This is a genomic window from Rothia mucilaginosa, assembly GCF_049990865.1.
In the GTDB taxonomy this organism is placed as follows: Bacteria; Actinomycetota; Actinomycetes; order Actinomycetales; family Micrococcaceae; genus Rothia; species Rothia mucilaginosa_I.
The window spans coordinates 643,934-670,903 of the sequence record NZ_CP188231.1 but is presented as its reverse complement, the minus strand read 5'-3'; the positions used below and the strand labels follow the sequence as shown (position 1 = coordinate 670,903).

Below are 26,970 nucleotides of genomic sequence, written 5' to 3'. Positions count from 1 at the left end.
GGTAACGCTTAGCCCAGGCGGGAGGCGATGAACTCCACGGTCGGGTTCTCCACCAGCTCGGTAAACTCAATCACGGCGCCTTCTGCGGCAAGGTCGTCGAGCAGGGCGAAGGAACCCATCGAGTCCAGGCCCAGCGAGAACAGGTCGGTGGTCGGCTCGTCAAAAGCAGTCTGCAGGGAGTCGGGCTCGACGATGTACTTCTCCATGATGGGGCGCAGGGTCTCAAATGCGGACATTTTTCTCCTCAAGTAGGGGTAGGAATACGGGCGTAGGGTTTAGCCGAAAAGGGTTTAGCCGAAAATTTCGGCAAGCTTGGCGCGCAGTTCGCGGCGAGAAATCTTACCCACATTCGTGGTGGGCAATTCCTGAAGAACCTGCACGCGCTCCGGGATCTTGAAGTCGGCGAGCTTCTTCGAGGTGAAGAACTCGTGCATCGTGCGGCGCGGGTTTTCGCCCAGGTCGGCGCCTTCCTGCGGCACAATGACCAGGCCCACACGCTCGCCCACGGTCTCATCCGGGATGCCCAGAACCACGGCGTCAAAAACGTCGGGGTGGGTCAGCGCCAGCTCTTCAATTTCGTCCACGGCAATCTTCTCGCCGTTGCGGTTGATCTGGTCCTTCGCGCGGCCGGTCACCTCAAGGTACTTGCCGGCGACCAGGCGCACAATGTCGCCGGTGCGGTAGAAACCGTTCTCGGTGAAGCCGTAGCGGTTCGCGTTCTCCTCCAGGTAGTAGCCGCGAATCGTGTACGGGCCGCGGGTGAGCAGGTGGCCGCTTTCGCCGCGCTTAACCGGCTGGTCCTGATCATCAACAATCAGAATTTCGTCGTCGGGGCTAATCGGGTAGCCCTGAGTCCTCAGACGCATCTCAATCGGGTCGGTGGAGCGGGTGTAGTTCACCAGTCCCTCAGCCATGCCGAACACCTGCTGAACGGTGCAACCGAGCACGGACTCGATCTTGCCCGCAACCGCCGGAGCCAGCTTCGAGCCGCCCACCTGCAGGGTCTGCAGGGACGGCAGGGACACATCGCGCTTCTCCGCGGAGGCGACCCACGCCTGAGCCAGCGGCGGCACCAGCGCGGAGGTGGTCACGCCCTCCATCTCAATGAGGTGGAACGCAGTCTGCGGGGACGGATCCGCCGCAAACACCAGCTTGCCGGAGACGCACATGACGCCCAGAATACCGGGCGAGCTCATCGTGAAGTTGTGCGCGGCGGGCAGCACCACGAGCATGGTCGTGTTGTTGTTCAGCTTGCAGATATCGACCGAGCCGCGCACCGAGTACAGGTAGGCGGCGTGGGTGCGGGGAATCAGCTTCGAGATGCCGGTCGTACCGCCGGAGAGCTGCAGGAACGCCACCTGCTCGCTCGCGCGCTGGTTCTCGGTGTTCTGAATGACGCCGGGCACGAACTCTTCAGCGAGCTCCTTGTCGGTCAGCGGGGTCAGCGGCTCGGCAACGTCAATAGCGACCGGCGGCTCCTGGGAGTTCTTGCGCAGTTCGGCGGCAACGTCCTCGTGCAGGGCGGCGAAATCCGCGCCGGGGGTCAGCGAAGAGAACACGTGCGCCGCCGCGTCGGTACGGGTCGCAAAGTGCACGAGCTCGGTGGTGCGATGCTGCGGCAGGCAGAACACCGGCAGAGCCGCCGCCCAGAAAATACCCAGCAGGTACACCAGGTACTCGGCGGTGTTACCCAGCTGCAGCAGCACGCGGTCACCGGGCTGCACGCCAGCCTGAATGAGGCGCGCCGCAGCGGCACGACCTGCCGCCTCCAGCTCCCCGTAGGAGAGGCGAATCTGCTGGGGCTTGCCGTCCTCATCGAGCTGCGCGTGCGAGATCGCCACGAGCGCCGGGAAGTGCGGCTTTGCGCGGCAGGCATCCAGCAGGAACTCGGGGATGGTCTGGTCGATCCAGTAGCCGGCTTCGCGGTACTTCGCGGCAAAAGACTCGGGGATGAGCGGTGTGGGGGCCAGGGGGCTACGTTCTACGGTCATCTTCTCTCGATTTCTGTGTCGTTTGCGGTTTCTATAGCGCTCACGTGCTGGTGCGTTCGCAGCGTGATGCCATCTCGTCGATGAGGGCGGGTGTACAGCCTACGCCGGGTACCTTTCGGTACCCCTCGCGGCGCGGTAGTACTGCACTCTTCTTAGGCTGTACTTCTCTAGGATACGGGCGCGGCGGTGTTTACCCTAACGGGAACCCCGCACGCCCACCATGCGGGGTGTGCTCTACCCGGGCGGAGCCCTAGGCTACCTCTCGCTGGTTCTCTTCAGAGCCTGGCTCAGTACGTTCAGCCTCCCGGCTGGCAGCAATAATGCGTTCCAGGGCCGGCACAATCGCACCGCGCCAGCACGCATAATCGTGACCGCCGTTGAAGGTCGTGCAGTGTGCCCTCTCCAGGCCCAGCTTTTCCAGACGCGCCTTCAGCTCGCGGTGAGGCGGTACCAGAACCCACTCCTGCTCCCCCACCTCAATCTCAAGGTACAGGTGGCGCAGGCGGTCGATCTCACCCGCCGCCTCCAGCTCGTCCAGGCGGTCCATGACCTGCGGCTGCCACAGCGACGAAGACTGCGCGATCGCGCCGCCAAACGCCTCCGGGCGGCTCAGCACCGCCAGCAGGGAGGACAGGCCGCCCAGGGACTGACCGTTAATCACGATGTTCTGCGGGTCGGTCTTAATGCCGTGCACCGCCTCCAGGTGCGGGAACGCAATCTCCACCAGGTAGTCGGCAATCGGGTTGTCACCGTTCAGTTCCTTCCAGCGGTTCTCACGACCGCCAGAGTGCAGGAAGAACACGTGCATCGCCGGAATACGGCCCGCCTCATGGGCGCGGTTGAGGGTCTGTTCCATGCCCTGGCTGAACCACATCTCACCGTCAAACTGGATGAACAGCGGCGCATCCGGGGCGGGGTTACCCACGCGACCGAGTACGTACTGGTGGCCGTCAGAGGTCTGCATCCACTCGGGGGCGGGCAGTGCGTCAATCTCTTCCTGAGTCAGGATAAACTCCTGCACCGGCGCGTGCTCAAGCTGCACCACACCCATGCAACGACCGATGCGGTTGCACACGGTCTCGGGGTTCAGCGGGTCACCCTCGCCGGAGTCCAGGGCGGCGCGCAGGCGCACCTGGTCGTCATCGCCCAGCCAGGCGGGGCGCTCGCCGGGCAGCGCCGGCAAGAAGTTGTAGGAGGCACGCCAGGTGGTTTCCATCTGCATGCTCAGCTGCCACCAGCCGGTGCCCTCGATGCGGGCCATGAGGGAACGATCAAGGTTCTTCTCATCGGTCAGGCGGTTGATGAACATGAGCACCTGCTCCGCCTGCTCGTTGTAGTACAGGAAGGTGACGATGCGCTCGTTCTCACTGATGGTGCCGTCGTCAAGATGCACCGGCTCGATGATGGGGGTGCCTTCGGAGACGACCTCAACGATGCGGGCGTTCAGCTCTTCGGGGCTGACTGCCTCGGCGATGAGGGCGCTGATGAGGGGGCTGTCCACGCGCGGTGCCGGTACAGGGCGCGGGATCTTGGGAGGGCTCGGGCGCACAGCCGGCGCAACGGTACGAGGCTGCGCAGAAGCAACCTGTGCAGAAGCGTTCTGCGCGGGAACGGTCGCGGTGGGTTCGTGCTCGCCCAACGGTTCCTCCTTGGTCTGTGAAAACACTCAATCGGTGAGAATCGGTGAGGAGGCGCATTATCGTTAGTTAGCCTCCACTGCCTCACTCTATGGTATCCCTTACCCAAACTCCAGCCAAAGGAAAAAGCGAAAGAACCAAAACATGACATTCATGACAGTACACGCAAACACCGCCCAAAGTGGGGCCGAAAATTGGGGCGGTAAAAATAGTTGGCAAAAACAGCAGGCACAAACCGCGCAGTTAAATGAGATGAGGCACCGAGACCGTGCATCAAACCTTCACAAGAGGAAGGTCTCATGCGGCAGTCTCGGTGCCTCATCTACGGGTTCCCAAAATGGAACCTACCCAGTGCTCGGGTCCGTTCATGCGTCAAAGACGGGCGAGCACCGGGTAGGCGCCCTACGCGCAGGGGATCCTGGGTCCCTCAGATCCTAGCGTTCGCTGCTTGGCGCAATGCCGAGCTTTTCCACCCGTACTGAGACGGTTGGCGCAAACTCCCACGCGGCTTAGGGGCGAAAACTACTCGCTTTCGCGGGCCGCCGAAATAGCGTCAGCGGCAATATGAATCGTTTGGTTCTCCTTCGGAATCACCAAAGGGGTACCAGTGCACGGATCAGGAATAATGACCGATTGCAGGTCAAAAACTTCCTGAATAAGTTCCGGTGTAATTATTGCACGCGGATCACCCTGAGCGATAATCCGGCCCTGCTTCATTAACACAACATGAGTAGCATACCTGAAAGCAAGGTTCAGGTCATGCAACACCACGGCTACAGTTCGGCCTTCGGAATGCAATTTCTTCGTCAGGTTCAGCACCTCAATCTGGTGCGTGATATCCAGGTAGGTGGTCGGCTCATCGAGCAGAATCAGCGGGGTCTGCTGCGCCAGGGTCATGGCGATCCACACACGCTGACGCTGACCGCCCGAAAGCGCCTCAATAGGACGCTCCGCAAGCTCCAGCACGTTCGCCGCCTGCATCGCCTCCACGCAGGCTCGCTCGTCCTCATCGGACCAGGAACGCAGCAGCGACTGGTGCGGGTAGCGGCCGCGCGCCACCACATCCGCCACGGTCACGCCGCTCGGCGCCTCCGGGGTCTGCGGCAGCATCGCCAGAATCTTAGCGATGGCGCGGGACTTCATCTGCGGCAGCGGGGTGCCGTCCAGGCGAACCTCACCCTTCTTGAGCGGGTTCACGCGGGCAAGAGCCTTCAAAGTGGTCGACTTGCCGCAAGCGTTCGGGCCCAGGATGACGGTCAGCTCCCCCTCCGGCACCTGAAAATCTACCCCGTTGAGCACCGTATGCTCACCGTAGGCAACCACCATGTTCTCGCCTTCAAGGCGGGTCGTCACACTAGTGTTCACTAGCTCTTCTTCCTTTCGAGGTAAATCAGGTAAATCAGGTACAGGCCACCAATCGCACCGGTCACCACACCCACCTGAATGATGCGTCCGGGAACAGCGAAACGGCCAATCAGGTCGGAACCGAGCACCATGAGCGCGCCCATGAGTGCCGCGGAGGTGAAGCCCACCCCGCCGCTGCGGGCGAGAGTCTTCGCGATGTGCGGTGCCGCCAGGGCGACGAAGGCAATCGGGCCGGTCGTCGCGGTCGCCAGCGAAACCAGAAGCACACCGATGAACAGAGCCGCCACACGGTACGCGTTCACGCTCACACCCAAACCGGATGCCACCTGGTCACCAAAACGAATCGCGCCCAGCGGGCGGACCAGCATCAGCAGCAGCGGAGTCACCACGAGCAGCAGACCCAGCAGCGCGTAGGTGCGCTCCCAGGTGATGTCATTGAGCGAACCGGCAAGCCAGGACGCCGCAGTCTGCGCCTGAGTCAGCGAGGCACGCACCACCAGCAGCGAATTAAACGCCGCCAGGGTCGAACCCACGCCAATACCGACCAGCACCAGGCGGAAGCCGTGCAGACCCGTGCGGCGCGTCAACAACCACACCAGCACCGAGGTAGCCAAGCCACCAACCACAGCGCCCAGAGCAACCTCAACGGGACCGGAATTGAACACAATAATCTGCAACAGCGCACCGGTCGCGGCACCATTCGTGAAACCGATAATATCCGGCGATCCCAGGGCATTACCCGAAATCACCTGGAAAATCGCACCCGAGAGACCAAGTGCCGCACCCACCAGAAGCGCCGCCACAATACGCGCCGCACGCTGCTGAGCGAAAGCCACCGTAATCTGCTTGCCCTCACCCAGCAACGCCGGGATCACCTTATCCGGGGCGATATTGTAGTCACCCTGCAACATGCCCCAAAACGCCAGCGCCGCAATCAGCACCACCAACGCCACATTCAGGATCAGTACGCGCCACGGCACCTGGGCACTCACAGGACCGCGCACCGTCAGCACCGGGCGGCCACCCAAATCGCGGCCACGACGACGCGCCGAACGATTAGCGGGGGTGGTGGCGGTCGCCATCGAAAGAGCGGAAGAATTCGACATTAGAGAGCCTCCACCTTACGACGAGTCATCAAGAACAAGAACACCGGGGCACCGGCAAGAGTCGCCACAATACCCACCTGAGTCTCCTGCGGAGCCACCAGCACACGCGCCAACACGTCAGCACACAGCAGCCACACCGGACCCAACAGCACCGAACCATAATTCACCCAGCGCACATCATTACCGAGCAAAGCACGCACCACAAACGGCACCGCCAAACCCACAAAACCAATCGGACCCACCGCAGCAGTCGCAGCACCGGCAAGCACCGTCACCGCCAGCAACGTCAAATTCTGGGTCGTACGAACACTCACGCCGAGGCTGGTCGCGGCCTCCTCGCCCATACTCAAAGCATTAATCGCAGGAGCAACAAAGAACGCCACCAGCACACCCAGCACAATCACCGGACCCACCGTCGAAGCGATATCCATACCGCGGCCCTCCAGCGAACCGGCAACCCACACACGGAACTCGTTATACGCATCCTGATCAGCCAAAATCAAGCCCTGCGCAATCGCCGACAGTGCAGCAGAAATCGCCACACCCGCCAACGCAAGCTTCACAATCGACCCGTCACGACCACGACCCAGCGTATACACCAGCACCGCAGCCAACGCGCCACCAATCGTCGCAGCAACCATGTACTGCCAAATACCCATCACACCAAAAACCACCACGGAAGCAATCACAGCCACCGCAGCACCGGCATTCACACCCATCAGACCGGGCTCAGCCAACGGGTTACGAGTCAACGACTGCATCAACGAACCGGCAACCGCCAACGCGGCACCCGCCGCAAGACCCACCAGGGTACGCGGAATACGCTGCTCCATCACAATCGTCTGCGCCTGCTCAGAAGCAGTGCCATTGAAAACAGCCAGAACCTGATCCGGCGGAAGATTATTCGACCCAAACAGCAAAGAAGCAGCCACAGCCCCCACCAAAAGCACCGCAAACAAGAACAGAAAAGCCAGGCGCTTACCCAACTTCTGCCCCTGAATCACAGAACCCTGACGGGACGTACTCTCCTGCTGAACATCTCGGGACAATGAGCTCGTGCGGGCCACTATGCTCCTTATGCTCGATACAAGAAAACAGGGAGGCACACCCGGCACCCCACAGGAGGGGCACCCGGCACACCGGTAAATAACGAGAGAAACGCCGGATCGGGCAGGGCACTCCCCCACCCGCATCCGACGTTAAGTCTTAGCTCTTGCGGGCAATCAGCAGCGCAGCGGCAACCACCACGCTCACGCCCAGAACCACCACGCCAATCCACGGGAAGGCAGCACCGTAGGTCACGGTCTGCACGGTGGACGCGGTGTTAGCCGAAGCCGAAGCGCTCGGGTTCGACGCAGTACCGCGCGCAACAGCCGAAGAGGACGCGCTCGCCGAAGCGGTCGCCTTCTTCTGGGCATTTGCAGAAGCCGAAGCAGCGGGAGCGGCGGAAGAACCAGAAGATGCGGAGGTATCGGAAGAGCCAGCTTCCGCGTTCAGGCGGTCGTACTCCTCCTTGGTGATGGTGTTACCCTCAGCGTCGGTGTAGACGGTCTCAGCCTCAGCCGCACCGCCTGCCGAACCATTCGAGGAACCGTTCGAGCCACCGTTGGACGAGGACTCGTTGGAATCGTTAGAGCCCTGAGCCTCGTCTGCGGAGTCGGAGCTGTTAGAGTTCGAGCCGCCGTTCGAGGAACCACCGTTGCCCTTCGAGCCAGAAGAGCCACGGTTCGAGGAAGAACCCGAAGAATTCGAGGAGGAATTATCCGAACCGCCCTCGCCCACCACGGTGAACTCCGGGCTGCGGTTGGTGTACGCCTCGGTACCCAGGTACTTACCGTCCTTGTCACGCTTCTCGCCGGTCGCAAGGAAACGCAGGGTGTGGGTACCAGGGCCTACATCCGGCAGAACGAAGGAACCGGAGACGTTGCCGTTGTTATCGGTCTTCTGCTGGTGCACCACGCACGCGCCCTGAGCCGCATCGGAGGGGCACAGGTCGCCGTCGTCCACCTTCACGGACACCACGGTGTTCGTGGGGAAGCCGCTCACGCTAAAGGAAATCACGCCGTGCTCGCTCACAGAGGAGGAAACGGTCGAGGAGGTGCCGGGGGTAGAGGCCTTCGCACCGCCCGGAGGCAGAGCGGATGCGGTGCCAACACCCAAGCCCAGCGCCAGGGTTGCGGCGGCGCAGGCGGTCAGCGCCTTAGAGGTCAGGGATGCCTTCGGGGATCCCGAAAAAGGTGCACGCATGGTGGTCCTTTCAAAATTACCGGGGTCAAAGCTGAACGCTACCGGGTTCGTGTCAGTACAGTTCAGTAGGTTGCGACCCGAGTGGTTGGGGGTATCCGGCCCACGCCCCTGTTCAAGGGTGCGGAGTCAAGAGTACGGGGCGTGAGCCGGTGCCGATATGAATGTGTGGTCAGAGCTTACTTTTTGAGAGAGCTTATTTCTTGGAGGTACGCAGGATCAGAGCCGCAGCCAAAACCACCAGGCCAGCCGCCGAGAGCAGCAGGTTATTGGCGTTGTTGACCAGCCACTTGGTCAGACCGGTCAGCTCGGTACCCTCAATGACCGGGCCCTGCGCCTTGGTGCCTGCTGCGGAGTTCTGAGTTCCCTGCGAGCCCTGAGTGTTCTGCGAGTTCTTCGAACCGGCGGCGGCCTTCGCAGCCTTCTTCGCGGCGCCGTCAGTCTTCTGCAGGCTGGTACCCAGGGACTTCTGCGCGCTCTGAACCTTCGCCTTAGCCTGCACGCGGTTCACAACCGGAGCGGTGCTCTGCGACAGGGCGGCGAGGGATGCGTCCACGTCGGTGGCGCGGGTGCTGATGCGGCCGCCCGCGTTACGCATGGGCACAGGTGCCGTGGAGGTTGCGGTTGCGGGGTTCTCGTTCAGCTCTTCGACCAGCTGGTCGGAGGCGTCCTGCTCATCGCGGGAAACTTCCTGACGAGGGGTAACAGCACGTTCCACGGTCATGTCTGCGAAACCGAGCACCGCATTTTCAGCACCCTGGTTGCCGTTGTGTACGACCACACGGTAGGTGGCGGCGGGCATACTCACGCTGGTTTCATAGCTGAAGCTACGGTTGCCGTCCAGACGCTTCCAGCCGGAGCCGTAGAGGGTCTGCGGGGAGTTACCGAGGTAGGTCGCGGCGTACACCCAGGTGCCCGGTTCAGCGTTCGGCACGGTCACGGTCACGGTGGAGCCGTTACGGCTCACCTGCACGCCGTGACCATCGGTCAGATCGGAGGCGTTGACCGGCTCGGGTGCGTCACCGGGGGCGTACTCGCCAATGGTGAAGGTCGTGTTGATGCCGCCCTGGCTGTTGGCGCCGCCGTAGGTTCCGGATCGGTCACCCTCACGCAGGCTACCGGTCAGCAGTCGCAGAGTGTGCTCACCGGAGGCGTACTTGGCGGCGTCTTCATCATTTTTGAAGGCTGCGTTTGCGCGGGTGGGCAGGTCAATCCAGGTGTCGATATGGCCGTTTTCATCGGGGGTGATGACAGCCCAGATGGTGCGGTTATCGTTGACCGCGGTGGCGTCGTTACGGGATACCTTGCCATCGTCAATCTTCAGGCCGATAACGGATGCCTTCTTGTCTTCGGGGTTGCACCAGCCGTCACCGGTCAGGTGCAGCTTGCCGCCCTGAACCGCCTTGGGGTTCTCGATGGTCAGGCGCGGGGTGAAGGAGTCGCCAGCGGGGGCGCAGGTTTTCGAGTCTTCGCTGGGTGCGGGGGTAGGGTCTGCGGTTGCGCTCGGCTCGGGGGTCGGCTCAGCGGTAGCGCTCGGCTCCGCAGTAGGCTCAGCGGTAGGTTCAGCAGTCGCAGTAGGCTCTGCGGTCGGTGCGGGGCTCGGAGCCGGGTCGCTCAGGGTAATATTCTGCGCCACAGATGCACGACGATCGTAGGTGTTACCGTCCGCATCCATACCGCCCAGGGAGCCGGAAAGCACCTGGATACGGTGGCTGGTACCCTCCACGGTCCAGCCCTTGCTCTTCAGCTGTTCAGCGGTCAGACCGGTATTTTCGGGGGTCGGCAGGGACACCTCAACCTCGAAGGTGCCATCTTCATTGGCGGTTGCCATGAAGTTTGCGGGCGAGTTGCCGCCCTTCTTGGTAATCGGGTTAATCGCCTGGTGAGCCTCATCCGGCAGGGCGTCGAGGAACTTCACCGCGAACACAGCGCCGCGGCTGGGAGCGGTGCTAGTGAAACCGGTTCCGCGTAGCACGAGCTTACCTTCGCGCCACTTCTCGGTGGAGATGGTGACGGTAGCCTTATCCGCCTGCTGGGTGGCTGCGGGGGTCTCCGCGTAGGCGATGGTGGTACCGGTCAGCGCGGCTCCCGGGGTGATGAGCGCGCCAGCGAGAGCCACGACGGCACCATAGCGGGCTGCGGTGCGTGCGGGTCGAGTTTCGGTCATTGTGGTCCTTGAGGATGGTGTGGTGGGTCGTGCATCCCCTTCCCGCCGCGGGTCTAGGGTGCGGCGGGAAGGGGGTTCAGGAAGCTTCAGCGGGTGATTGCTTCACGAGGTGTTTAGAACAGAGTGTTCAGAACAGGGCGTTTAGAGCGGAAGCGCCTTCTTGACGTCTTCAACAATGCCTTCGAGCAGCAGCGGGCCGCCGGTGGAGGTCCACTTGGAGCCGTCCACGAGAATCACGTGGTCGTCCTTGACTGCCTTCAGGTTGGTGAAGCCGGAGGTTTCCTTCGCCTTGTTCAGTGCTTCTTCGGCGCCCTGCAGGCCTGCGGAGCCCTGCGCGTTCGGGTTCTGCTGGCTTGCGCCGCCGAGGGTGCCCAGGAACATGTAGTCCGCGTCGATGGTTGCCAGGTTCTCCAGGGAGACGGGCTCGGAGTGGCCCTGGCCGTTGCGGTCCTGTGCCTCGGGGCGCTTGAGGCCCAGGTCGTTGAGCACCTGACCGGCGGGCAGTTCCTTGAGAATCAGTGCGGGGCCGTTGCCTGCCCAGCGGACGATGGAGAAGGTCTTGTCGCCGTACTTGGGGGCGAGCTGCTCCTTCAGCGCTGCGGCGCTTGCCTCGTATGCCTTGATGACTTCTTCACCCTTGTCAACCATGTTCATGGCGTTGGCGACGTTGCGGAAGTTGATGCGCCAGTCGCCGCCCGCGTAGCCGCAGTAGACCACGGGGGCGATCTTCTTGAGGGTTTCGTAGGCGTCGGAGCGCTTGTCCACGCCGGTGGAGTCGACGAGGATCAGGTCGGGGTCAAGGTTGCCGATCTGCTCGTAGTTGACCTGGGCGACGGTGCCGATGATCTGCACGCCCTTGGCGCGGTCGGCGAGGTAGTTGGGCACGCCGGACTGGCCGCGGCCGGAGACGGAACCGACGGGGGTCACGCCGAGGGCGAGAAGGCCGTCAAGGGTGGGTTCGGAGAGGACGATAACCTTCTGCGGGTTGGCAGGAACTTCTACGTTCTCGTCGTCAATATCCTTGATGGTGCGGGTGCCGCTGTTACCGCCGGAGGTGGAACCGCCGGAAGTGGTGGTCGTGGTGGTCTCGCTGCTGCATGCTGCGAGGGCGAGAGCAGCCGAGGAGGCGAGCGCGAGGCCAAAGAAGGCACGGCGGTTAACGCCCGGTGCGCCCTGGTTTTCGGTGTCGGTCAGCTCGGTTCGATTGAAAGACATAGTTCCCCCTAGATATAACTAAACTATACCTAACCTTACAGATATCTGAGTGTTACATCAAGGCGCGTTCTGTTTGTCTTCTCAGACCGTCAGGATGCCCGGTTTTGCCGCGGAATTCCGCGGGTAACATATTTCACTCTTTGTCACAGTCTTGCTGACACTATGTCGCTTAAATGGGTGGCCCTCCCCACCAGTTTTCGCTATGAATCTGCCGCGGTTGAGAAAGCCGGGCACGCAAAACGCCCCGCCACGAAGAGCCGCAACGGGGCGCTCTTCACAACGGGGCGTTGAGGCTTTATAGATGCCGGGCACCATTACTGGCGTGCGCCGTTACCGGCGAGTACCGCTAGTGGCCGCAACCGCATCCGCCGCCGGAACGCTTGACCGATGCAGCCGCCGCACGCAGGGAGGCGATGGCCGCCTCCGGGCCGCCGAGCGCCTCATCCACGCCGTAGACCGAGCTGCCGGCAACGAAGCAGGTTGCGCCCGCCTCCGCGGCACGCAGGATGGTCTCTTCGGTGATGCCGCCGTCCACCTGCACTGTCACCGGCAGGTTCGCGCCCTCAATCGCCTTGGCGGCGCGGGCAATCTTCGGCAGGGTCACATCCAGGAACGCCTGGCCGCCGAAGCCCGGTTCCACGGTCATAATTAGCAGCATATCCAGTTCGCTGAGCATGTCCAGGTAGGGTTCCACGGCGGTTGCCGGGCGCAGCGCCATACCCGCCTTCGCGCCCTCAGCACGCAGGGTGCGCGCCAGTTTGATGGGGGCGATAGCCGCCTCCGCGTGGAAGGTCACCGATTCGCAGCCCATGCTGGCGTATTCGGGTGCCCAGCGGTCGGCGTCCTCAATCATCAGGTGCACGTCGAACGGCACCGGGGAGATTTCGCGCAGACGCTTGACCACGGGCGGGCCCCAGGTGAGGTTGGGGACGAAGTGGTTGTCCATCACGTCAATATGCGCGGCGTCTGCGGTGGAAATGCGCTCCAGCTCGCGCTGCAGGTTCGCGAAATCCGCCGAGAGAATCGACGGGTTAATGGCAATACCCATGGGGTTCCTTTCAAATCCGTGCCGTATGGCGAATGGTGCTCGGCGGTGAAGCGGCTAGTTCTTACGAAGCAGAGCGAGGAACATGGCGTCGGTTCCGTGCACGTGCGGCCACAGCTGAGCGGTGGTCGGGTTCTGCGAAGCCTTCACGGCCGGGGCGCCCTTCTTAACCTTGATCTCGGGGGTGTGACCGGGGTCCTTCTCCCCCTCCAGCACGCTCACGGGTTCGCCGTTCGGGCCCTCGGTGTGCAGGGCGACTTCGCGCAGTGCGGCGGCGGAGTCGAGCAGGCTGACCGCGCCGCTTTCGAGCACCTCAGCCACAATGTTCTGGGTTTCTGCCGCGTGCGGGGAGCAGGTCACGTAGGCGATGACGCCGCCTGGGCGGGTCGCCTCAATGGCTGCGTCCAGGAGCTGACGCTGCAGGGGCAGCAGCTCTGCAATATCGCGCGGGGACTTGCGCCAACGCGCCTCGGGGCGGCGGCGCAGGGCACCCAGACCGGAGCAGGGCACATCCACCATGACGCGGTCGAACAGCTGACCGGGTTCAATGGAGCCGGGCAGGTTGGAGGCGTTCTTGCGCAGGGTCTCGCGGATCTGGCGGCCGTCGCCGGTGAGTACCGTGTAGCTGTCCTCGGGCAGGGGGCGCATGGAGGATTCCACGAGCTGGGCGCGATGCGGTGCCGCCTCGTTGGCGACCAGGGATGCGCCGCGCTGAATACCGAGCGCGCCGAGGAGCGCCGCCTTACCGCCGGGGCCTGCGCACAGGTCGAGCCAGGCGGTGTCGGTGCCGTCCAGGGGTGCAGCGGCGAGCGCGCGTGCCACCAGTTGGGAGCCGGCATCCTGCGCGCGGACGGTGCCTTCGCGTACGGATTCCAGGCGCGCCAAGTCGCCGGAGGCGTACAGTGCCGAACCCTCAACTAGCTCGCCGTCGACGGCGCCCTGTTCGCGTGCCTCGTCGAGGCTACCCAGGCCGGGTAGCGCAACCAGGTTCACCACGGGGGCGAGGTTGTCCGCTTCGAGCAGTTGCTCAATTTCGGAGGCGGGGCGGCCGTGCGCGACGAGTGCCTGGCGCATGGAACGCACAATCCAGCCGGGGTGCGAGGCGAGCAGCGCCATGCGTTCGGTGTCGTCCTTCGCGTCCTCGATGATGAGTTCGTACCACTCTTCGGGGGTGCGCTCGGAGACGCGGCGCAGCACCGCGTTAATAAAGCTTGCCGGGCCCGCACCAATCTTTTCGCGTGCCAGGGACACGCTCTGGTTCAGTGCCGCGTGGGCGGGAACGCGCATGTTCAGCAGCTGGTGCACGCCCATGCGTAGCACGATGAGGGTGGTGGTGCCGACCTTCTCGAGGGGGCGGTCTACGCAGCGGCTGAGGATTGCGTCGTAGGTGCCCTGGTGGCGTAGCGTGCCGTAGGTCAGCTCGGTTGCAAAGCCTGCGTCGCGGTGGTCGAGGCGGTGGCTACGAATCGCCTTGGGCAGCACGAGGTTCGCGTAGGCGTCAGATTCGGCCACGGAGCGCAGTACGTCGAAGACGGTTGCGCGTGCGGTGTCTGCGGTACGCGAGCGTGCGGAGGGTGCCGCCGCGGAGAATTCGCGGGCGGACATGGAGCGGCGGTTGCGTTCGTGGCCACTCTTATTGCGCTGAGAGGTGCCGCCGCCACCGCGTTTGGTGTCGTCGTGTTCGGTCTTGGCGCGGCGTGCGGCGCGTTCGACGCTGGTCAGGCCGTCAAAGCGGCGACCGGTGCGCGATTCGGGGCGGGAGTTGTCGTCCCACTTCTGCGGGCGGCTCTGAGAACGGCTATTCTGCGAACGCTGGCGGTTCTGAGACTGCTGGCGGTTCTGCTCACTCACACCAGTGCCGGAGCCAGAGCGGCGGCGACGCTTACGCTTCGCACCGCCCTCACCCTGACTGCCGCCCTGATGAGACTTGCCCTGGTTGAACTTGCCGTTGCCGGCGTTACCAGCGTGACCGGGCTTGCCGTGTCCTCCCTTGTAGGGGCGCTTTTCGTTGCTCATGCGAGTACCACCAGGCCTTCCGCCATGTCCTTGCCAGCGCCGCGAGCCCACGCGGGCGCATCCATCATTTTCTTACCGGCAGGCTGAACCTGCAGCAGCATCAGCGGTTCGGTACCGGTGCCGACCAGTACCTTCTTCGCGTGCAGACGTACCGCACCGGGTGCGAGGGGGCCGCCGTTCGCCTCGATCAGGGACTGCACCAGGCGCTCGTCGGCAACCGCCAGACCACCAATCTTGAAGCGGTTTTCGCCCAGTTCGCACCATGCGCCGGGTTCGGGGGTCACGCCGCGGAAGCGTGCCAGGATCCGCTCGGCGGGTTCGGTCCAGGTGAGGCGGCCGTCGGCAATGCTCATCTTGGAGGCGTAGCTGACCGACTCGTCCTCGACCTGCACGGTGCCGTTCTCGCCCGCTTCGAGGCGTTCGAAGGTGCGTTCCAGCAGTGCGCCGCCGCTGGTGGCGAGGCGCATCAGCACGGCACCTGCGGTGTCGTCGGCGGCTACGGGGGTGGATTCCTGTTCGAAGGTGGGGCCGGTGTCCAGGCCTTCTTCGAGCAGGAATGTGGTGGAGAAAATTTCCTGCTCACCGGCGATGAGGGCGCGCTGTACGGGGGCGGCGCCGCGCCATGCGGGCAGCTTGGAGAAGTGCAGGTTGACCCAGCCGTAGCGCAGGGATTCCAGCGCGGACAGCGGCAGCAGGGCACCGTAGGCGACCACGGCGGCTGCGTCAGCGTTCAGTTCGGCAATGGCCGCGGCAGCTTCGTCGTTCCAGCGGTTTGCTTTCACGATGGGCAGGCCGAGCTCTTCGGCACGCTGCGCCACCGGGGAGGGAGTGAGCACGCGCTTGCGGCCCACGGGGGCGTCTTCGCGGGTGAGCACGCCGACCACGCGCACCTTATCGGAGTTCGCCAGGTAGTCGAGCGGGGGCACGGCAACGTCGGGGGTGCCTGCGTAAATGATGTTGAGCATGTGAGCCTACTTTCCGAAGCTACCGAAGGAGGAACCGGCACCGAATGCGCCACCGCCGCCGAAGGCACCGCCCACTCGGGCTGCACGCTCGGTCACGGTCTTAGCGGCGACCGTGTTGTAGTCTGCGGCGCGCAGGGCACGCATCACGCGCTGGCGGTCTTCACCCACGAGACGGTCGATAAAGAGCTTGCCGTGCAGGTGGTCGGTTTCGTGCTGCAGCATGCGCGCAAACAGGCCCTCACCTTCCAGCACGAGGGGTTCGCCGTGGCGGTCCACGCCGGTTACGCGCGCCCAGTTCTTACGCGGGGTCGCGGACTTCTGGCCGGGCACGGACAGGCAGCCTTCGCCGCCTTCCTGGTCTTCTTCGCCGACTTCGAGCACTGGGTTGATGATGTAGCCTTCGCGGTCGTCAATGCCGCCGAAGGTGAAGATCTGCTTGGAGATGCCAACCTGCGGGCCGGCAAGGCCCACGCCGCCCACGTCATACATGGTTTCTAGCATGTCGTCGATGAGTCGTGCCAGGTCGTCGTCGAAGACGGTGATGGGGTCGCAGACGCTGCGCAACACCGGGTCGCCTACGGTGCGGATGCTCAGGATGGTCATGGTTCTCCTTTGCCGGCGGGTGCCGGGAATGTGCTTACGGATTTCAATATGGCGGCAGAACTGCGCTGGCGGTTTTTCCCAGCGGGTTTTCACAGCGGCCGCGCGGCCGCGCGGGCGCCGTTCTGCCTATTGTTCTATTGTCGCCGATTCAGTAGCGCGAATCTAGAACGAATCGAGGCGACAGGGTGAGGGCTGAGCCTCACCTCCGCAGGGCTTTGATACCTCTCCCCTATGCCTCGGGCGGGGTACTGGCCTATGCCACCGGCGGCGGTACTACGGGCATGAGCGAGGGGTCTTCAAATTCTTGAACCTGACGGTCGAATTCCCAGACGCGGCGCAGGGCGCAGAACTTGTACCAGTTGCGTTCGAGCACGGCGGGGTTTGCCTGCTGCGGCAACACCTGCGTTTCGCCGAGGGCCACGCCCATGAGGACGGGCGCGTCGCCGTATTTCCAGGGTTCCCAGGTGCCTTCGTCGGGGTCGACGAGGGATTCTTCGGCTTTGAGTCCGGCGACGAGCTGCATGACGACTTTTTCGTCGAGTGCTTTGACGCGGCCGCGTTTGTCGGTGCCTTTGGTTTTGTAGTCGATGATGCAGGTTCGGCCAGCGATTTCTGCGACGAGGTCGAGGGTTCCCGCGTAGCCGACGGTGTCGTTCCAGATGGTGATTTCGGCGGCGAGGGGGCGGGGTTTGAAGGCTTCCCACCATTCGTCGAAGCGGTCGGCGTAGGCTTGTTCGCCGTTGATGATGAGCTGTTCGCGGCTTTCGTCGAGGTTGTGTTCGCGTCCCATGGCGCGTAGGGCGACGGCTTCGGCGTAGTTGTGGACGCGGTCGCCTCGGGCGGCGGCTGCGTCGCGGTATCGTTCGGAGGCGCTGGCTGCGTCGCGGATGATGGCGAATTTGAGGCCGTGGGATCCGGTGGCGCGGTAGGCGCGCTGGTCTTCGAGGGCGGCTTTGGCTGCCATGTACCCGTGCCAGCCGCTGAGGTCGCTGGCGTGCTGCCCGATGACGGTGGTGATGGAGGGGACGAGGGGTTCTCCTCCGCGGACGCGCGCGTACATGCGTCCGTAGTCGGTGGCGGTGGCGAGTTCGGGTGTTGTCACGGGGTACCTCATTCTCGGGTGGTTGTGTCCGCGGCTGTGTTGTACTGCTTGTGGGCACAAATACCGTTGGGCATAATAAAACCCCCGTTCCTTGAAACGGGGGTTATTTGGTGCGTGATACTGGGTTCGAACCAGTGACCTCTTCGGTGTGAACGAAGCGCGCTACCACTGCGCCAATCACGCTTACGGATAAGACTATACCGAGGCTTGGCGTGAAGGTCAAATTTTGCGCGCCCCTTTTTTTATCCCCATTGAGTATGCGGCGGCACCACAGAGTCTAAGAGGTCTTCCGACCGGAGACGGCTGCGGGTTCAGTAATGACTTATGGACTCTGGTCATGAGTTACGGACTATGGGACTGGGTTAGTGTCTTCAGAGATAGCTTTTAACTATTGCTGAAGTCGCTAAGTCATGACCGAATCTAAATCCAGTTTTCACCGGATAAACAAAGAAGCCCTTCATCCGAAGATGAAGAGCTTCTTTCCTAGTGTGACCCCAACCGGATTTGTATGGTGATGAGGGCGCATAATGCCGAGCGCGCGAGGGAATTCATTATGCGTCCGAATGCCACGCCGTAAGAAGTGGCGGGGCATGATGCCGAGCGCGCGAGGAAACCCATCATGCCCCGGAGTGCCGCGACGTAAGGAGCGGCGCCGTGAGAGGCTCACCGCGGCACCATAGAATCTAAAAACAGTTTTCATCGGATAAACAAAGAAGCCCTTCATCCGAAGATGAAGAGCTTCTTTCCTAGTGGTGACCCCAACCGGATTTGAACCGGTGTTGCCGCCGTGAGAGGGCGGAGTACTAGGCCGCTATACGATGGGGCCGCAACCTCCGTTAGGAGGTTAGCTGGGATACCAGGACTCGAACCTAGAACAAAGGAACCAGAAACCTTCGTGTTGCCAATTACACCATATCCCATTACTCTATTGAGTTACCGTTCCGTTTTTCGCCTTTCGGCTTATCACCGGAACGAGTAATAACTATACGGGTCTTTCTGGAGGCGTGCAAGCCGAAATCTGGAGAGCCGCCTCACATTCACGGTTTCATGCCCGCCACTTCCGCGTATTTCCGGGGTTTTTAGGGCTAAAAAGTTTTTTAAATTTCTTCAAAAAGAGGGTTTTGGGGCCGATTTTCGCCCCTCAAGACAGCTTCGAGGGGGCTCGGAGAGTAGCTTTACCCCCTCCTCAGCACGCTTTGCGCCCCAAATTTTTTGAAGATTTTTTCTTCCTGCACCACTTCCCAGCAGCCAGAGAGTCAGACGGCTGGACAGTCACCCAAGCAGTCACCTCGGGAAAGATCATAAAACCCTCACCCCACCCCGCATCTCCAAAGCCAAGACTTGCCAAAACTTTCGTAGACAACGAAAAAGCCCCGAGGCGAACCTCGGGGCTTTAGTGGAGCGGTTGACGAGACTTGAACTCGCGACATCCACCTTGGCAAGGTGGTGCTCTACCAACTGAGCTACAACCGCATGTTTTCGATTCGAACTTTTCAGTTCGTCGCAACAACAGGTACTACTATACGAGTCTTTGTCGGGGTGCGCAAACCAAATTCTTACCTCGCTCCCCCAAGCGGAACCAGATTCACCCCAATAAAAGATACTGACTAGTAATTTTATAGGAAATATCCATCACAAAAAATATTCTCAAATTTATGAAAAATCCCCTGATCCGCCGGGTTTCTTCAGACTTTTCAGTCGTCAGATTCCCACCGGATCAGGGGATTTTCTTGAGCTGGAGCTCTCAAAGTACACACCGCAGGTACCTGCGAGCGCACCAAAACTAGCTAGAGCTTAGTCGCTACTACCGCCGGAATCGCCGCCTCCACCGGAGTCGCCGCCGCCAGAGTAGTCGGAGCTACTGTAGCTGCTGTAGTCGGAGCTGCTGGAGCTGCTGTAGTCAGAGCTGCTGGAGCTTCCGGCGTCGAAGTCGCCCGCGTCCGGGTCGGGGCCCGGGTCCACGAAGTCGTCCTCTTCCTCTTCTTCGTCCGAAGAGCCAGAAGAATCAGAAGAATCCGAAGAGTCCACGACAGACGAGGAGGTGCTCACGTCGCCGCCGCGAGCCGCGTTCTGCATGGCGCGTGCCTCCAGGAATGCGGTCACGTAGGCGAGTACCGCGCCGGCAATAATGATGATGACCATCCACACGGAGCGGTCAAAGCCGGCGATGTAGGCGAACAGCCAGATAATGCAGGCGTTGGTGAGCGCCATGAGGGTGCCCTTCAGCAACGCCTGCCCCATGATCGACTGCTTCATGGTTAGCTCAGTTCAGCGGCAAGCTTGCGCAGGCGTGCGAGGGAGGATTCCTTGCCCAGGATTTCCATGGATTCGAACAGCGGCGGGGAGATGCGCTCACCGGACACTGCGATACGCACGGGGCCGAATGCGAGGCGCGGCTTGATTTCCAGGCCGTCGACGATTGCGGCGCGCAGGGCTGCCTCAATGTTGGCTGCGGTGAAGTCCTCGAGGGGCTCCAGAGCCTCGATAGCGGCGGCGAGGACCTGCGGTGCGGATTCCTTGAGCTGCTTGCGTGCGTCGTCTGCGGTGCTGATTTCTTCGTCGGCCTTGAAGAGGAATGCGAGCAGGCCGGGTGCTTCGCCGAGCAGCTGCATGCGCTCCTGAACGAGGGGGGCTGCTTCGGTGAGGACCTGCTCTTCACGCTCAGTGAGGGTCTCACCGAGTACGCCTGCAGCCTGCAGGTACGGGATGAGGCGGTCGCGGAAGTCCTTGGAGTCGAGCGCACGGATGTGGTCGCCGTTGATGGACTCTGCCTTCTTCACGTCGAAGCGTGCGGGGTTGGCGACAACGTCGTGTACGTCGAAGTGCTCGACGAGCTCGTCGATGCTGAAGACGTCCTGGTCTGCGGAGAGGGACCAGCCCAGCAGGGACAGGTAGTTCAGCAGGCCTTCCTTGATGAAGCCGGAGTCGCGCAGCAGGAAGAGGTTCGACTCGGGGTCGCGCTTGGAGAGCTTCTTGTTGCCCTGGCCCATGACGTAGGGCAGGTGGCCAAATTCGGGGATGAAGCTGGTCACGCCGGTGTCGATGAGCGCGCGGTAGAGCGCAATCTGGCGCGGGGTGGAGGAGAGCAGGTCTTCGCCGCGCAGCACGTGGGTGATGCCCATGAGTGCGTCGTCGACGGGGTTCACGAAGGTGTACAGCGGGTCGCCGTTGGAGCGGACGACCACGTAGTCGGGTACGGTGCCTGCCTTGAAGGTGATTTCACCGCGAACGAGGTCGTTGAAGGTGATGTCTTCGTCGGGCATGCGCAGACGCCACACGGGCTGGCGGCCTTCGGCGCGATAGGCTTCCTTCTGCTCTTCGGTGAGGTTGCGGTCGTAGTTGTCGTAGCCGAGCTGCGGGTCCTGACCGGCTGCCTTGCGGCGTTCCTTCACCTCGTCGGGGGTGGAGAAGTCTTCGTACACGTAGCCGCCTTCAACGAGCTTTGCGAAGACCTCGTTGTAGATGCCTGCGGTCTTACGCTCGGACTGGCGGTAGGGCTCGTGGGGGCCGCCGACGCCCACGCCTTCGTCCCAGTTGATGCCGAGCCAGTGCAGGGATTCGAGCACCTGGTTGAACGACTCTTCGGAGTCGCGTGCCGCGTCGGTGTCTTCGATGCGGAAGATCAGCTTGCCGCCGGTGTGGCGTGCGTACGCCCAGTTGAAGAGGGCGGTGCGGACCATACCCACGTGCGGGGTGCCGGTGGGCGAGGGGCAGAAGCGGACGCGGGTGTCTGCGGGGCTGTTGAGTACGGGACCGTGGTATTCGGTCATGATGTCTCCTTGACGGTGTGTTTCAGGATGTACGTTACGTTTGTGGGCGCGGGCTACTTAGTCGCGCACGCGGGTGACGAGGGAGCCGATGCCTTCGACTTCGACTTCTACTTCGTTGCCGTCGCGCAGTACGCTGATGCCGGCGGGGGTGCCGGTGAGCAGTACGTCGCCGGGCAGCAGGGTGAAGATTTCGGAGGCTGCGGCAACCTGTTCGGCTACGGAGTAGTGCATTTCGGAGGTGTTGCCTTCCTGCACGACGTCGCCGTCAACCCAGGTGGTGATGTTCAGCGAGTCGGTGTCCAGGTCGGTTTCAATCCACGGGCCGAGCGGGGTGGAGCCGTCGAAGCCCTTGGCGCGGGTCCACTGGCGGTCTTCGAGCAGGTCGCGGGCGGTGAGGTCGTTGGCTACGGTGTAGCCGAAGATGACTTCGTGCACGCGCTCAAGAGGCACTGACTTGGCGATACGACCGATAATGACGGCGAGTTCACCTTCTGCGCTGACGGCTTCGGAGTACTCGGGCAGGGTCACGGGGTCGCCGGGGCCAATCACGGTGGTGTTGGGCTTGAGGAAGAACTGCGGGGAGGCGGGCGCCTCGGTTCCTGCCCAGTTTGCGATCGCTCCAATCACCTTGGAGCGGGGGATGATCGGGGCGAGCAGGCGCACCTGGTCGATGGGGTAGGTGGTGCCGGTCGGTTCGATGCCCGAGTAGAAGGGGTCGCCGGCGAGTACGCGCAGGGTTTCTTCGCCTGCGTCACCTTCTACCAGCCCGAAGTGGAGCTCATTATTTACGGTAAATCGTGCAATACGCATACTTTCTAGGGTACCAGCCTTCGAGGGTTGCAGCGGCGGGTCGGGTTTGAGCGAGGCGGCGAGGTGCGCCTCCCCTCCCCTATGCACTCCCCTATCTTTACCGGGCGCAGCGAATCCCCGCGGGCTGCTCGCCGCGCGATGTGCGGGTCGGGCGGGCATCCTGCGGGGATTTCGCGGGTTACGTTAGATTCACGTTTTGAGATTCACGTTTTAGATGAGGCGGGTCATCCAGCCGTGGCGGTCCTCAACGGTGCCCAGCTGAATACCGACGAGCTCTTCGCGCAGGCTCTTGGAGATTTCGCCGAAGTGCTCGGTGGGTGCCGGGATTTCGAAGTCTTCAGCCTTGAGCTTGCCGATGGGGGCAACCACTGCTGCGGTGCCGCAGGCGAAGATTTCGGTGATGTCGCCGTTTGCCACGCCTTCACGCCACTCGGTGAGGGTGATGGCGCGCTCTTCAACGGTCATGCCGCGGTCCTTGGCGAGCTGAATCAGCGAGGAGCGGGTCACGCCTTCGAGGATGGTGCCGGTCAGTTCGGGGGTAACAATCTTGTTTTCCTTGCCGAAAATGAAGAACACGTTCATGCCGCCGAGCTCTTCGATGGCGTCACCGCGGTGCGGGTCCTTGAAGATGACCTGCTTGCAACCGTGCTTTTCGCCTTCGATCTGGGCGATCATGGACGCTGCGTAGTTACCGCCGCACTTTGCCGCGCCGGTGCCGCCTTCGCCTGCGCGGGCGTAGGTGGTGGAGAGCCAGATGTCCACGGGTTCGGGGGTGCCGAAGTAGTTACCTGCGGGCGAGCCGATGACGTGGTACTGCACGTGGCGTGCGGGGCGAACGCCCAGGAATGCCTCGGTTGCGATCATGAAGGGGCGGAAGTAGAAGGCTTCACCGTCGCCGGTGGGTACCCACTGCTCGTCCATCTTCACGAGTTCGCGCAGGGATTCGATGAAGGTCTCTGCGGGCAGTTCGGGCAGGGAGAGGCGGCGTGCGGAGTTCGCGAAACGTGCTGCGTTCTTTTCAGGACGGAAGGTCCATACGGAGCCGTCGGCGTGGCGGTAGCCCTTGATGCCTTCGAAGATTTCCTGACCGTAGTGGAAGACGGATGCTGCGGGGTCGAGGACGAGCGGGCCGTAGGGGTGAACTCGTGCGTCGTACCAGGTGCCGCCGGTCTTGTAGTCGCCTTCCCAGTCGATGGTGACCATGTGGTCGCTGAAGTAGTCGCCGAAGCCGGGGTTTGCGAGGATTTCGGCGCGGCGTTCGGCGGTGGCGGGTGACTGGTTTGCTTCGTGGCTGAATTCGATGGCCATCGTTCTGCGTTCCTCTTCGTCTAGTTGCCTCTGTGGGCGTTCTTTGAATTGCGGTTCTCGCGGCGGGGCGAGGGACCGGTGTGTGCCGCCGGGCGCGTTGTCGTGCGGGGCAGATGGGTGCATCTAGCGGTCTGTGCTAGTCGGATGCATCAAAGCTAGTGGTGGATGGTGTCCACCGCCGAGGTGCCGGGCGGGTGTGCCTGACCTGTTTTAGAGTACCGGAAAGATGCGTTTGCCGCATGCGCACCTTTTCTCCCATTCAGGATGTGAACAGGGGCTGCGCGGGTGCAGGTATGGGTGAAGCCCGGAAGGGGTGTTCCTTCCGGGCTTCACGAGTGTTTTGCGTTCAACTGCTACGGCAGATGAGTTTTAGCCGAGCCAGTATTAGCCGAGGCGTGCGAGCACGTCCGCGCCGACCTGATCGGTTCCGCGCACACTGGCACCGTTTTCGCGCATATCTGCCTCGACGGCGTCCTCAATGCGGGCTGCGGCGGCATCGTGGCCGAGGTGGCGCAGCAGCATTGCACCGGCGAGGATTGCGGCGGTGGGGTTTGCCTTGTTCTGGCGGGCGATGTCCGGTGCGGAGCCGTGTACAGGCTCGAACATGGAGGGGAACTCGCCGACGGCGTTGATGTTGCCGCTTGCCGCGTAGCCAATACCGCCGGTGACTGCACCGGCGAGGTCGGTGATGATGTCGCCGAAGAGGTTGTCGGTGACAATCACGTCGAAGCGGGCGGGGTCGGTGACCATGAAGATGGTGGTCGCGTCAATGTGCAGGTAGTCGGTCTCGACCTCGGGGAATTCAGTCGCGATTTCGGTGAAGTAGCGGTTGTAGAGGCGGCCGGCGTGGGTGAGCACGTTGGTCTTGTGTACGAGGGTGACCTTCTTGCGGCGGGTGGAAGCCAGCTCGAAGGCGTAGCGCACCAGGCGCTCCACACCGTGCGCGGTGTTGAGGGAGACCTCGGTGGCGATTTCGTGTGGGGTGCCGCCGCGGATAACGCCGCCGTTGCCGATGTAGGGGCCTTCGGTGCCTTCACGCACGACGACGAAGTCGATGTTGCCGGGGTTGGCAAGCGGGGAGACTGCGCCGGGGTACAGACGGGAGGGGCGCAGGTTGATGTAGTGGTCGAAGGCGAAGCGCAGCTTCAGGAGCATTTCGCGTTCGATGAGGCCGGAGGGAATCTTGCCGCTGCGCGGGTCTGCACCGATGGCACCGAAGAGGATCGCGTCGTGCTGTTTGAGGGCGTCCATGGTGGAGTCGGGCAGGGTTTCACCGGTTTCCAGCCAGTGCTCGGCGCCGAGCTTGTAGTGGGTGGGGGTTACGGTGATGTTTTCGAGCTCGCAGGCGCGGGTGAGGATGCGCTGGGCTTCGGTAATGATTTCGGGGCCGATGCCGTCGCCGGGGATGACGGCGAGGTCGATGCTACGTGCTTCAGTCATGCCTCTACCGTAATACGCGCCGCGGGTGGGCGGTAGAGCGTGCGGGCGGGTTCTCAGACTCTGGGCTAGACGACGTCTGACCAGCTACAGCTCCTGCCATGCCACTCCCCTACCCTTCTGGTTCGACCCGGCGCCCACTGGCTTCTGGGGTCTTGGATTCTGTGGCGTTCAGCTTCTGCCGATTAAAACGATATTCCCCGGCTGATAATTCAGCCGGGGAATATTGTTATGAGTTCTCGCTCAGTGTGAGGACCCTAGATGCTACTGCTATTAGGAGCGGGTGCAGAGGGTAACCTTCACGTAACCGGGGTTACGAACGCCGGACTGCTTTGCAGCGTTGTTAGCGGAGGAAATCTCACCATTGGGAACGGTGGGGGAAACGAAGGAGCCACCTGCGCCACCTGCGCCTGCCTGCAGCAGTGCGCTAACGTTCTGGCGGTAACGAGTGGGCTCTTCGTTAGCGTTCCACTTCTGGGAGGTAATGATAGCGGAGAGACCGCGAGCAGCACCGGAGCCACCGCCACCGTAACCTGCGCCACCGCCTGCGGAGACAACGGTCTGGTAGCCGTTGAAGGACTTGCGGGTGTCCTTTTCGCTGTAGGGGCGCTTTTCGTTGAGGTTAAGGGGGTTGGTCTGGTGAACGATTTCCAGCTTGGAGATATCGTTGTTATCGATCTGGTAGGAGTATGCGAAGACGCCGTCTGCACCCTTACCGTCGAAGCCGGAGCCACCCTTGTCGCCAGCGGTAGCGGAGCTGAAGAGCTCCTGCTTGTTCTGGCTGGTGAAGCCCAGAACACCGTAGAAGTTAGCGTCGTTGTACAGCAGGGGCTGCTCGCCACCTGCGCCACCGACGCCGCCGTTACCACCCTTACCACCGGCAACCTTCATAGCGGTACGCTCGTTAGCGTACGGCTTCAGAACGGTGTAGTGAGAGATGGAGGTCTCAGCGTCGCCACCGGCTGCTGCGGATGCGCTTGCACCTGCGGGCAGAACGGACTTAACCGCGGTGTCACCCAGGCTGGTGGTGGAAGCGTTGACTGCCTTGGGGTTGTAGAAAGGCGAAGAAGAGGGCATGTTGTTGGTACCGGGCTGGGTACGGATACCCGCACCGCCACCGCCACCTGCAACAGCAATCGGGGTGCCGTCAATAATCAGAGCGGAGGAGCCGCCACCGGAACCACCGTAGAGGTAACGCTTCATATCGGAAGGCATGGGCGCGTTAGCCTCAACACGAGCCTTGGCGTCTGCGGGAACGGGCTGTTCGTTTACGTCACCACCGTTACCGTAGCCCTTACCACCGGTTGCGGGGCGGGTCTGCCAAATAGCCGCGCTGTCAACGCCGGGCTCGGACGCCAGGTAAGCTACACCACCGGCAGCTGCGACCAGCTCAACAACCTGGCCTGCCTTGACGGGGATTTCACCGGTCACGAGAGCACCGGAACCACCAGCAACCTGAGCGGAGCCGCCACCTGCGCCACCAGCAACCTCGAAGCGGAGCTTGTCGACCTTAGCGGGAATAGTAATCTTCAGAGTGTCGCGTGCACCGGAGGGCTGACCGGAGATGCTGTAGTTTTCGGTGGAGTTCCACTCACACTCGGTGGAGGAAGCAAAAGCGGGAACTGCAGCGGAAGCTGCGACAACCGGAGCAGCCCATGCTGCGCCAGCTACAACCTTGCGGCGAGAAATGTTAGTAGACATGTATGTCCTTCGAGAGTGATGTCATTTTGAGGAATAAAAGTTATCACCCGCCGTCGTGTACGGCGAAGAACGTCACCTGATGAGATTCGAGTGAGTGAAGTAGGCTTGCGCCTAACCTCTGTGGTGATAACGACATAATGTTGTATCCCGCTCCCCATATATAGGGAGGTGCACTTCAGAGCGCTTGGTGTTCGCTCTGCGAGGCCTTGGGCCATCGGCATAGATTTCGGGTACGGCTAAAACTATACCCATCAAGGACCTGTACCGCAATGGTTCCAAAAATGGCTTGATGAGGGGGTTTTCCTTAAACTCTCCGCATTAGTTGAAGGTTTTTCAACCAAAATAGGTTACTTAAGGGAGCTTCAAGTCTCTTAAACCCGAATTCAAACCCCATACAACCCCAAACTCTCAAGTTCAACTTGAATAAATATCATAAGAAAAAGTGGTGGAACTCACTTAAAATAACTGTTTTTGGCGTGTTGCACACA

General features: G+C 62.1%; 20 protein-coding genes and 4 tRNA genes. All 24 read right to left on the bottom strand.

All coding sequences use genetic code 11. The annotated features are described in order from the left end of the window. Positions 1-8 precede the first annotated feature (8 nt). The 24 genes from ACP3RB_RS02765 to ACP3RB_RS02650 all read right to left on the bottom strand — a co-directional run bounded on the left by ACP3RB_RS02765 (position 9) and on the right by ACP3RB_RS02650 (position 26,482). Positions 9-236, bottom strand: coding sequence for a phosphopantetheine-binding protein (locus ACP3RB_RS02765; RefSeq protein WP_049360351.1), 228 nt, complete (start codon positions 234-236; stop codon positions 9-11). A 54-nt stretch (positions 237-290) separates the two neighbouring features. Next, a complete protein-coding gene (locus tag ACP3RB_RS02760) occupies positions 291-1,991 on the bottom strand; it encodes a (2,3-dihydroxybenzoyl)adenylate synthase (RefSeq protein ID WP_426699366.1) in 1,701 nt (566 codons plus the stop codon). A gap of 250 nt (positions 1,992-2,241) precedes the next feature. Then, entirely contained in the window at positions 2,242-3,630 is a 1,389-nt protein-coding gene (locus ACP3RB_RS02755; protein ID WP_426699365.1) for an enterochelin esterase domain-containing protein, read from the bottom strand. Positions 3,631-4,150: 520 nt separating this feature from the next. Next, positions 4,151-4,993, bottom strand: a complete 843-nt coding sequence (locus ACP3RB_RS02750; protein ID WP_060824615.1) for an ABC transporter ATP-binding protein — start codon at positions 4,991-4,993, stop codon at positions 4,151-4,153. Further along, positions 4,993-6,099 carry a FecCD family ABC transporter permease gene (locus ACP3RB_RS02745; RefSeq protein WP_308561042.1) on the bottom strand — a complete coding sequence of 369 codons (1,107 nt, stop codon included), beginning with the start codon at positions 6,097-6,099 and terminating at the stop codon, positions 4,993-4,995. Before ACP3RB_RS02745 ends, ACP3RB_RS02750 begins: the two co-directional genes overlap by 1 nt. Then, positions 6,099-7,166, bottom strand: a complete 1,068-nt coding sequence (locus tag ACP3RB_RS02740) for a FecCD family ABC transporter permease (RefSeq protein WP_426699364.1) — start codon at positions 7,164-7,166, stop codon at positions 6,099-6,101. Before ACP3RB_RS02740 ends, ACP3RB_RS02745 begins: the two co-directional genes overlap by 1 nt. A 139-nt stretch (positions 7,167-7,305) precedes the next feature. Next, the gene (locus ACP3RB_RS02735; protein WP_426699363.1) at positions 7,306-8,346 is read right to left on the bottom strand and encodes a plasmid partitioning protein; all 1,041 of its coding nucleotides are present in this window, start codon (positions 8,344-8,346) and stop codon (positions 7,306-7,308) included. A 193-nt stretch (positions 8,347-8,539) separates the two neighbouring features. Further along, the gene (locus ACP3RB_RS02730; RefSeq protein ID WP_426699362.1) at positions 8,540-10,510 is read right to left on the bottom strand and encodes a peptidase; all 1,971 of its coding nucleotides are present in this window, start codon (positions 10,508-10,510) and stop codon (positions 8,540-8,542) included. Between the two features lie 141 nt (positions 10,511-10,651). Then, positions 10,652-11,725 (bottom strand): ABC transporter substrate-binding protein, encoded by a 1,074-nt coding sequence (locus tag ACP3RB_RS02725; protein ID WP_426699361.1) that lies wholly within the window; start codon positions 11,723-11,725, stop codon positions 10,652-10,654. A gap of 346 nt (positions 11,726-12,071) precedes the next feature. Next, positions 12,072-12,773 carry a ribulose-phosphate 3-epimerase gene (gene rpe, locus ACP3RB_RS02720; protein ID WP_296703063.1) on the bottom strand — a complete coding sequence of 234 codons (702 nt, stop codon included), beginning with the start codon at positions 12,771-12,773 and terminating at the stop codon, positions 12,072-12,074. 54 nt (positions 12,774-12,827) lie between these two features. After that, positions 12,828-14,786: an RsmB/NOP family class I SAM-dependent RNA methyltransferase gene (locus ACP3RB_RS02715; RefSeq protein ID WP_426699360.1), complete on the bottom strand. Its 1,959-nt coding sequence runs from the start codon at positions 14,784-14,786 to the stop codon at positions 12,828-12,830. Then, positions 14,783-15,751 carry a methionyl-tRNA formyltransferase gene (gene fmt, locus ACP3RB_RS02710; protein ID WP_426699359.1) on the bottom strand — a complete coding sequence of 323 codons (969 nt, stop codon included), beginning with the start codon at positions 15,749-15,751 and terminating at the stop codon, positions 14,783-14,785. The genes ACP3RB_RS02715 and fmt overlap by 4 nt, the downstream gene beginning before the upstream one ends. A gap of 6 nt (positions 15,752-15,757) precedes the next feature. Further along, entirely contained in the window at positions 15,758-16,354 is a 597-nt protein-coding gene (gene def / locus ACP3RB_RS02705; protein ID WP_298593938.1) for a peptide deformylase, read from the bottom strand. Between the two features lie 253 nt (positions 16,355-16,607). Further along, a complete protein-coding gene (locus ACP3RB_RS02700; protein ID WP_426699358.1) occupies positions 16,608-17,456 on the bottom strand; it encodes a cytochrome in 849 nt (282 codons plus the stop codon). A 108-nt stretch (positions 17,457-17,564) separates the two neighbouring features. Continuing rightward, positions 17,565-17,639 (bottom strand) — tRNA-Val (locus ACP3RB_RS02695). Between the two features lie 567 nt (positions 17,640-18,206). Then, a tRNA-Glu gene (locus tag ACP3RB_RS02690) sits at positions 18,207-18,282 on the bottom strand. A 22-nt stretch (positions 18,283-18,304) separates the two neighbouring features. Then, a tRNA-Gln gene (locus ACP3RB_RS02685) sits at positions 18,305-18,376 on the bottom strand. A 477-nt stretch (positions 18,377-18,853) separates the two neighbouring features. Further along, positions 18,854-18,929: transfer RNA gene (locus ACP3RB_RS02680), tRNA-Gly, on the bottom strand. Positions 18,930-19,250: 321 nt separating this feature from the next. Next, positions 19,251-19,712 (bottom strand): hypothetical protein, encoded by a 462-nt coding sequence (locus ACP3RB_RS02675; RefSeq protein WP_426699357.1) that lies wholly within the window; start codon positions 19,710-19,712, stop codon positions 19,251-19,253. A 2-nt stretch (positions 19,713-19,714) separates the two neighbouring features. Then, the gene (gene gltX / locus ACP3RB_RS02670; RefSeq protein ID WP_426699356.1) at positions 19,715-21,226 is read right to left on the bottom strand and encodes a glutamate--tRNA ligase; all 1,512 of its coding nucleotides are present in this window, start codon (positions 21,224-21,226) and stop codon (positions 19,715-19,717) included. A 57-nt stretch (positions 21,227-21,283) separates the two neighbouring features. Continuing rightward, the gene (locus ACP3RB_RS02665) at positions 21,284-22,036 is read right to left on the bottom strand and encodes a fumarylacetoacetate hydrolase family protein (RefSeq protein WP_005507404.1); all 753 of its coding nucleotides are present in this window, start codon (positions 22,034-22,036) and stop codon (positions 21,284-21,286) included. 210 nt (positions 22,037-22,246) lie between these two features. After that, positions 22,247-23,344 carry a branched-chain amino acid aminotransferase gene (locus ACP3RB_RS02660; protein ID WP_426699355.1) on the bottom strand — a complete coding sequence of 366 codons (1,098 nt, stop codon included), beginning with the start codon at positions 23,342-23,344 and terminating at the stop codon, positions 22,247-22,249. Between the two features lie 384 nt (positions 23,345-23,728). After that, entirely contained in the window at positions 23,729-24,784 is a 1,056-nt protein-coding gene (locus tag ACP3RB_RS02655) for a 3-isopropylmalate dehydrogenase (RefSeq protein WP_426699354.1), read from the bottom strand. Positions 24,785-25,054: 270 nt separating this feature from the next. Further along, positions 25,055-26,482, bottom strand: a complete 1,428-nt coding sequence (locus ACP3RB_RS02650) for a transcriptional initiation protein Tat (protein WP_426699353.1) — start codon at positions 26,480-26,482, stop codon at positions 25,055-25,057. Positions 26,483-26,970: the final 488 nt, after the last annotated feature.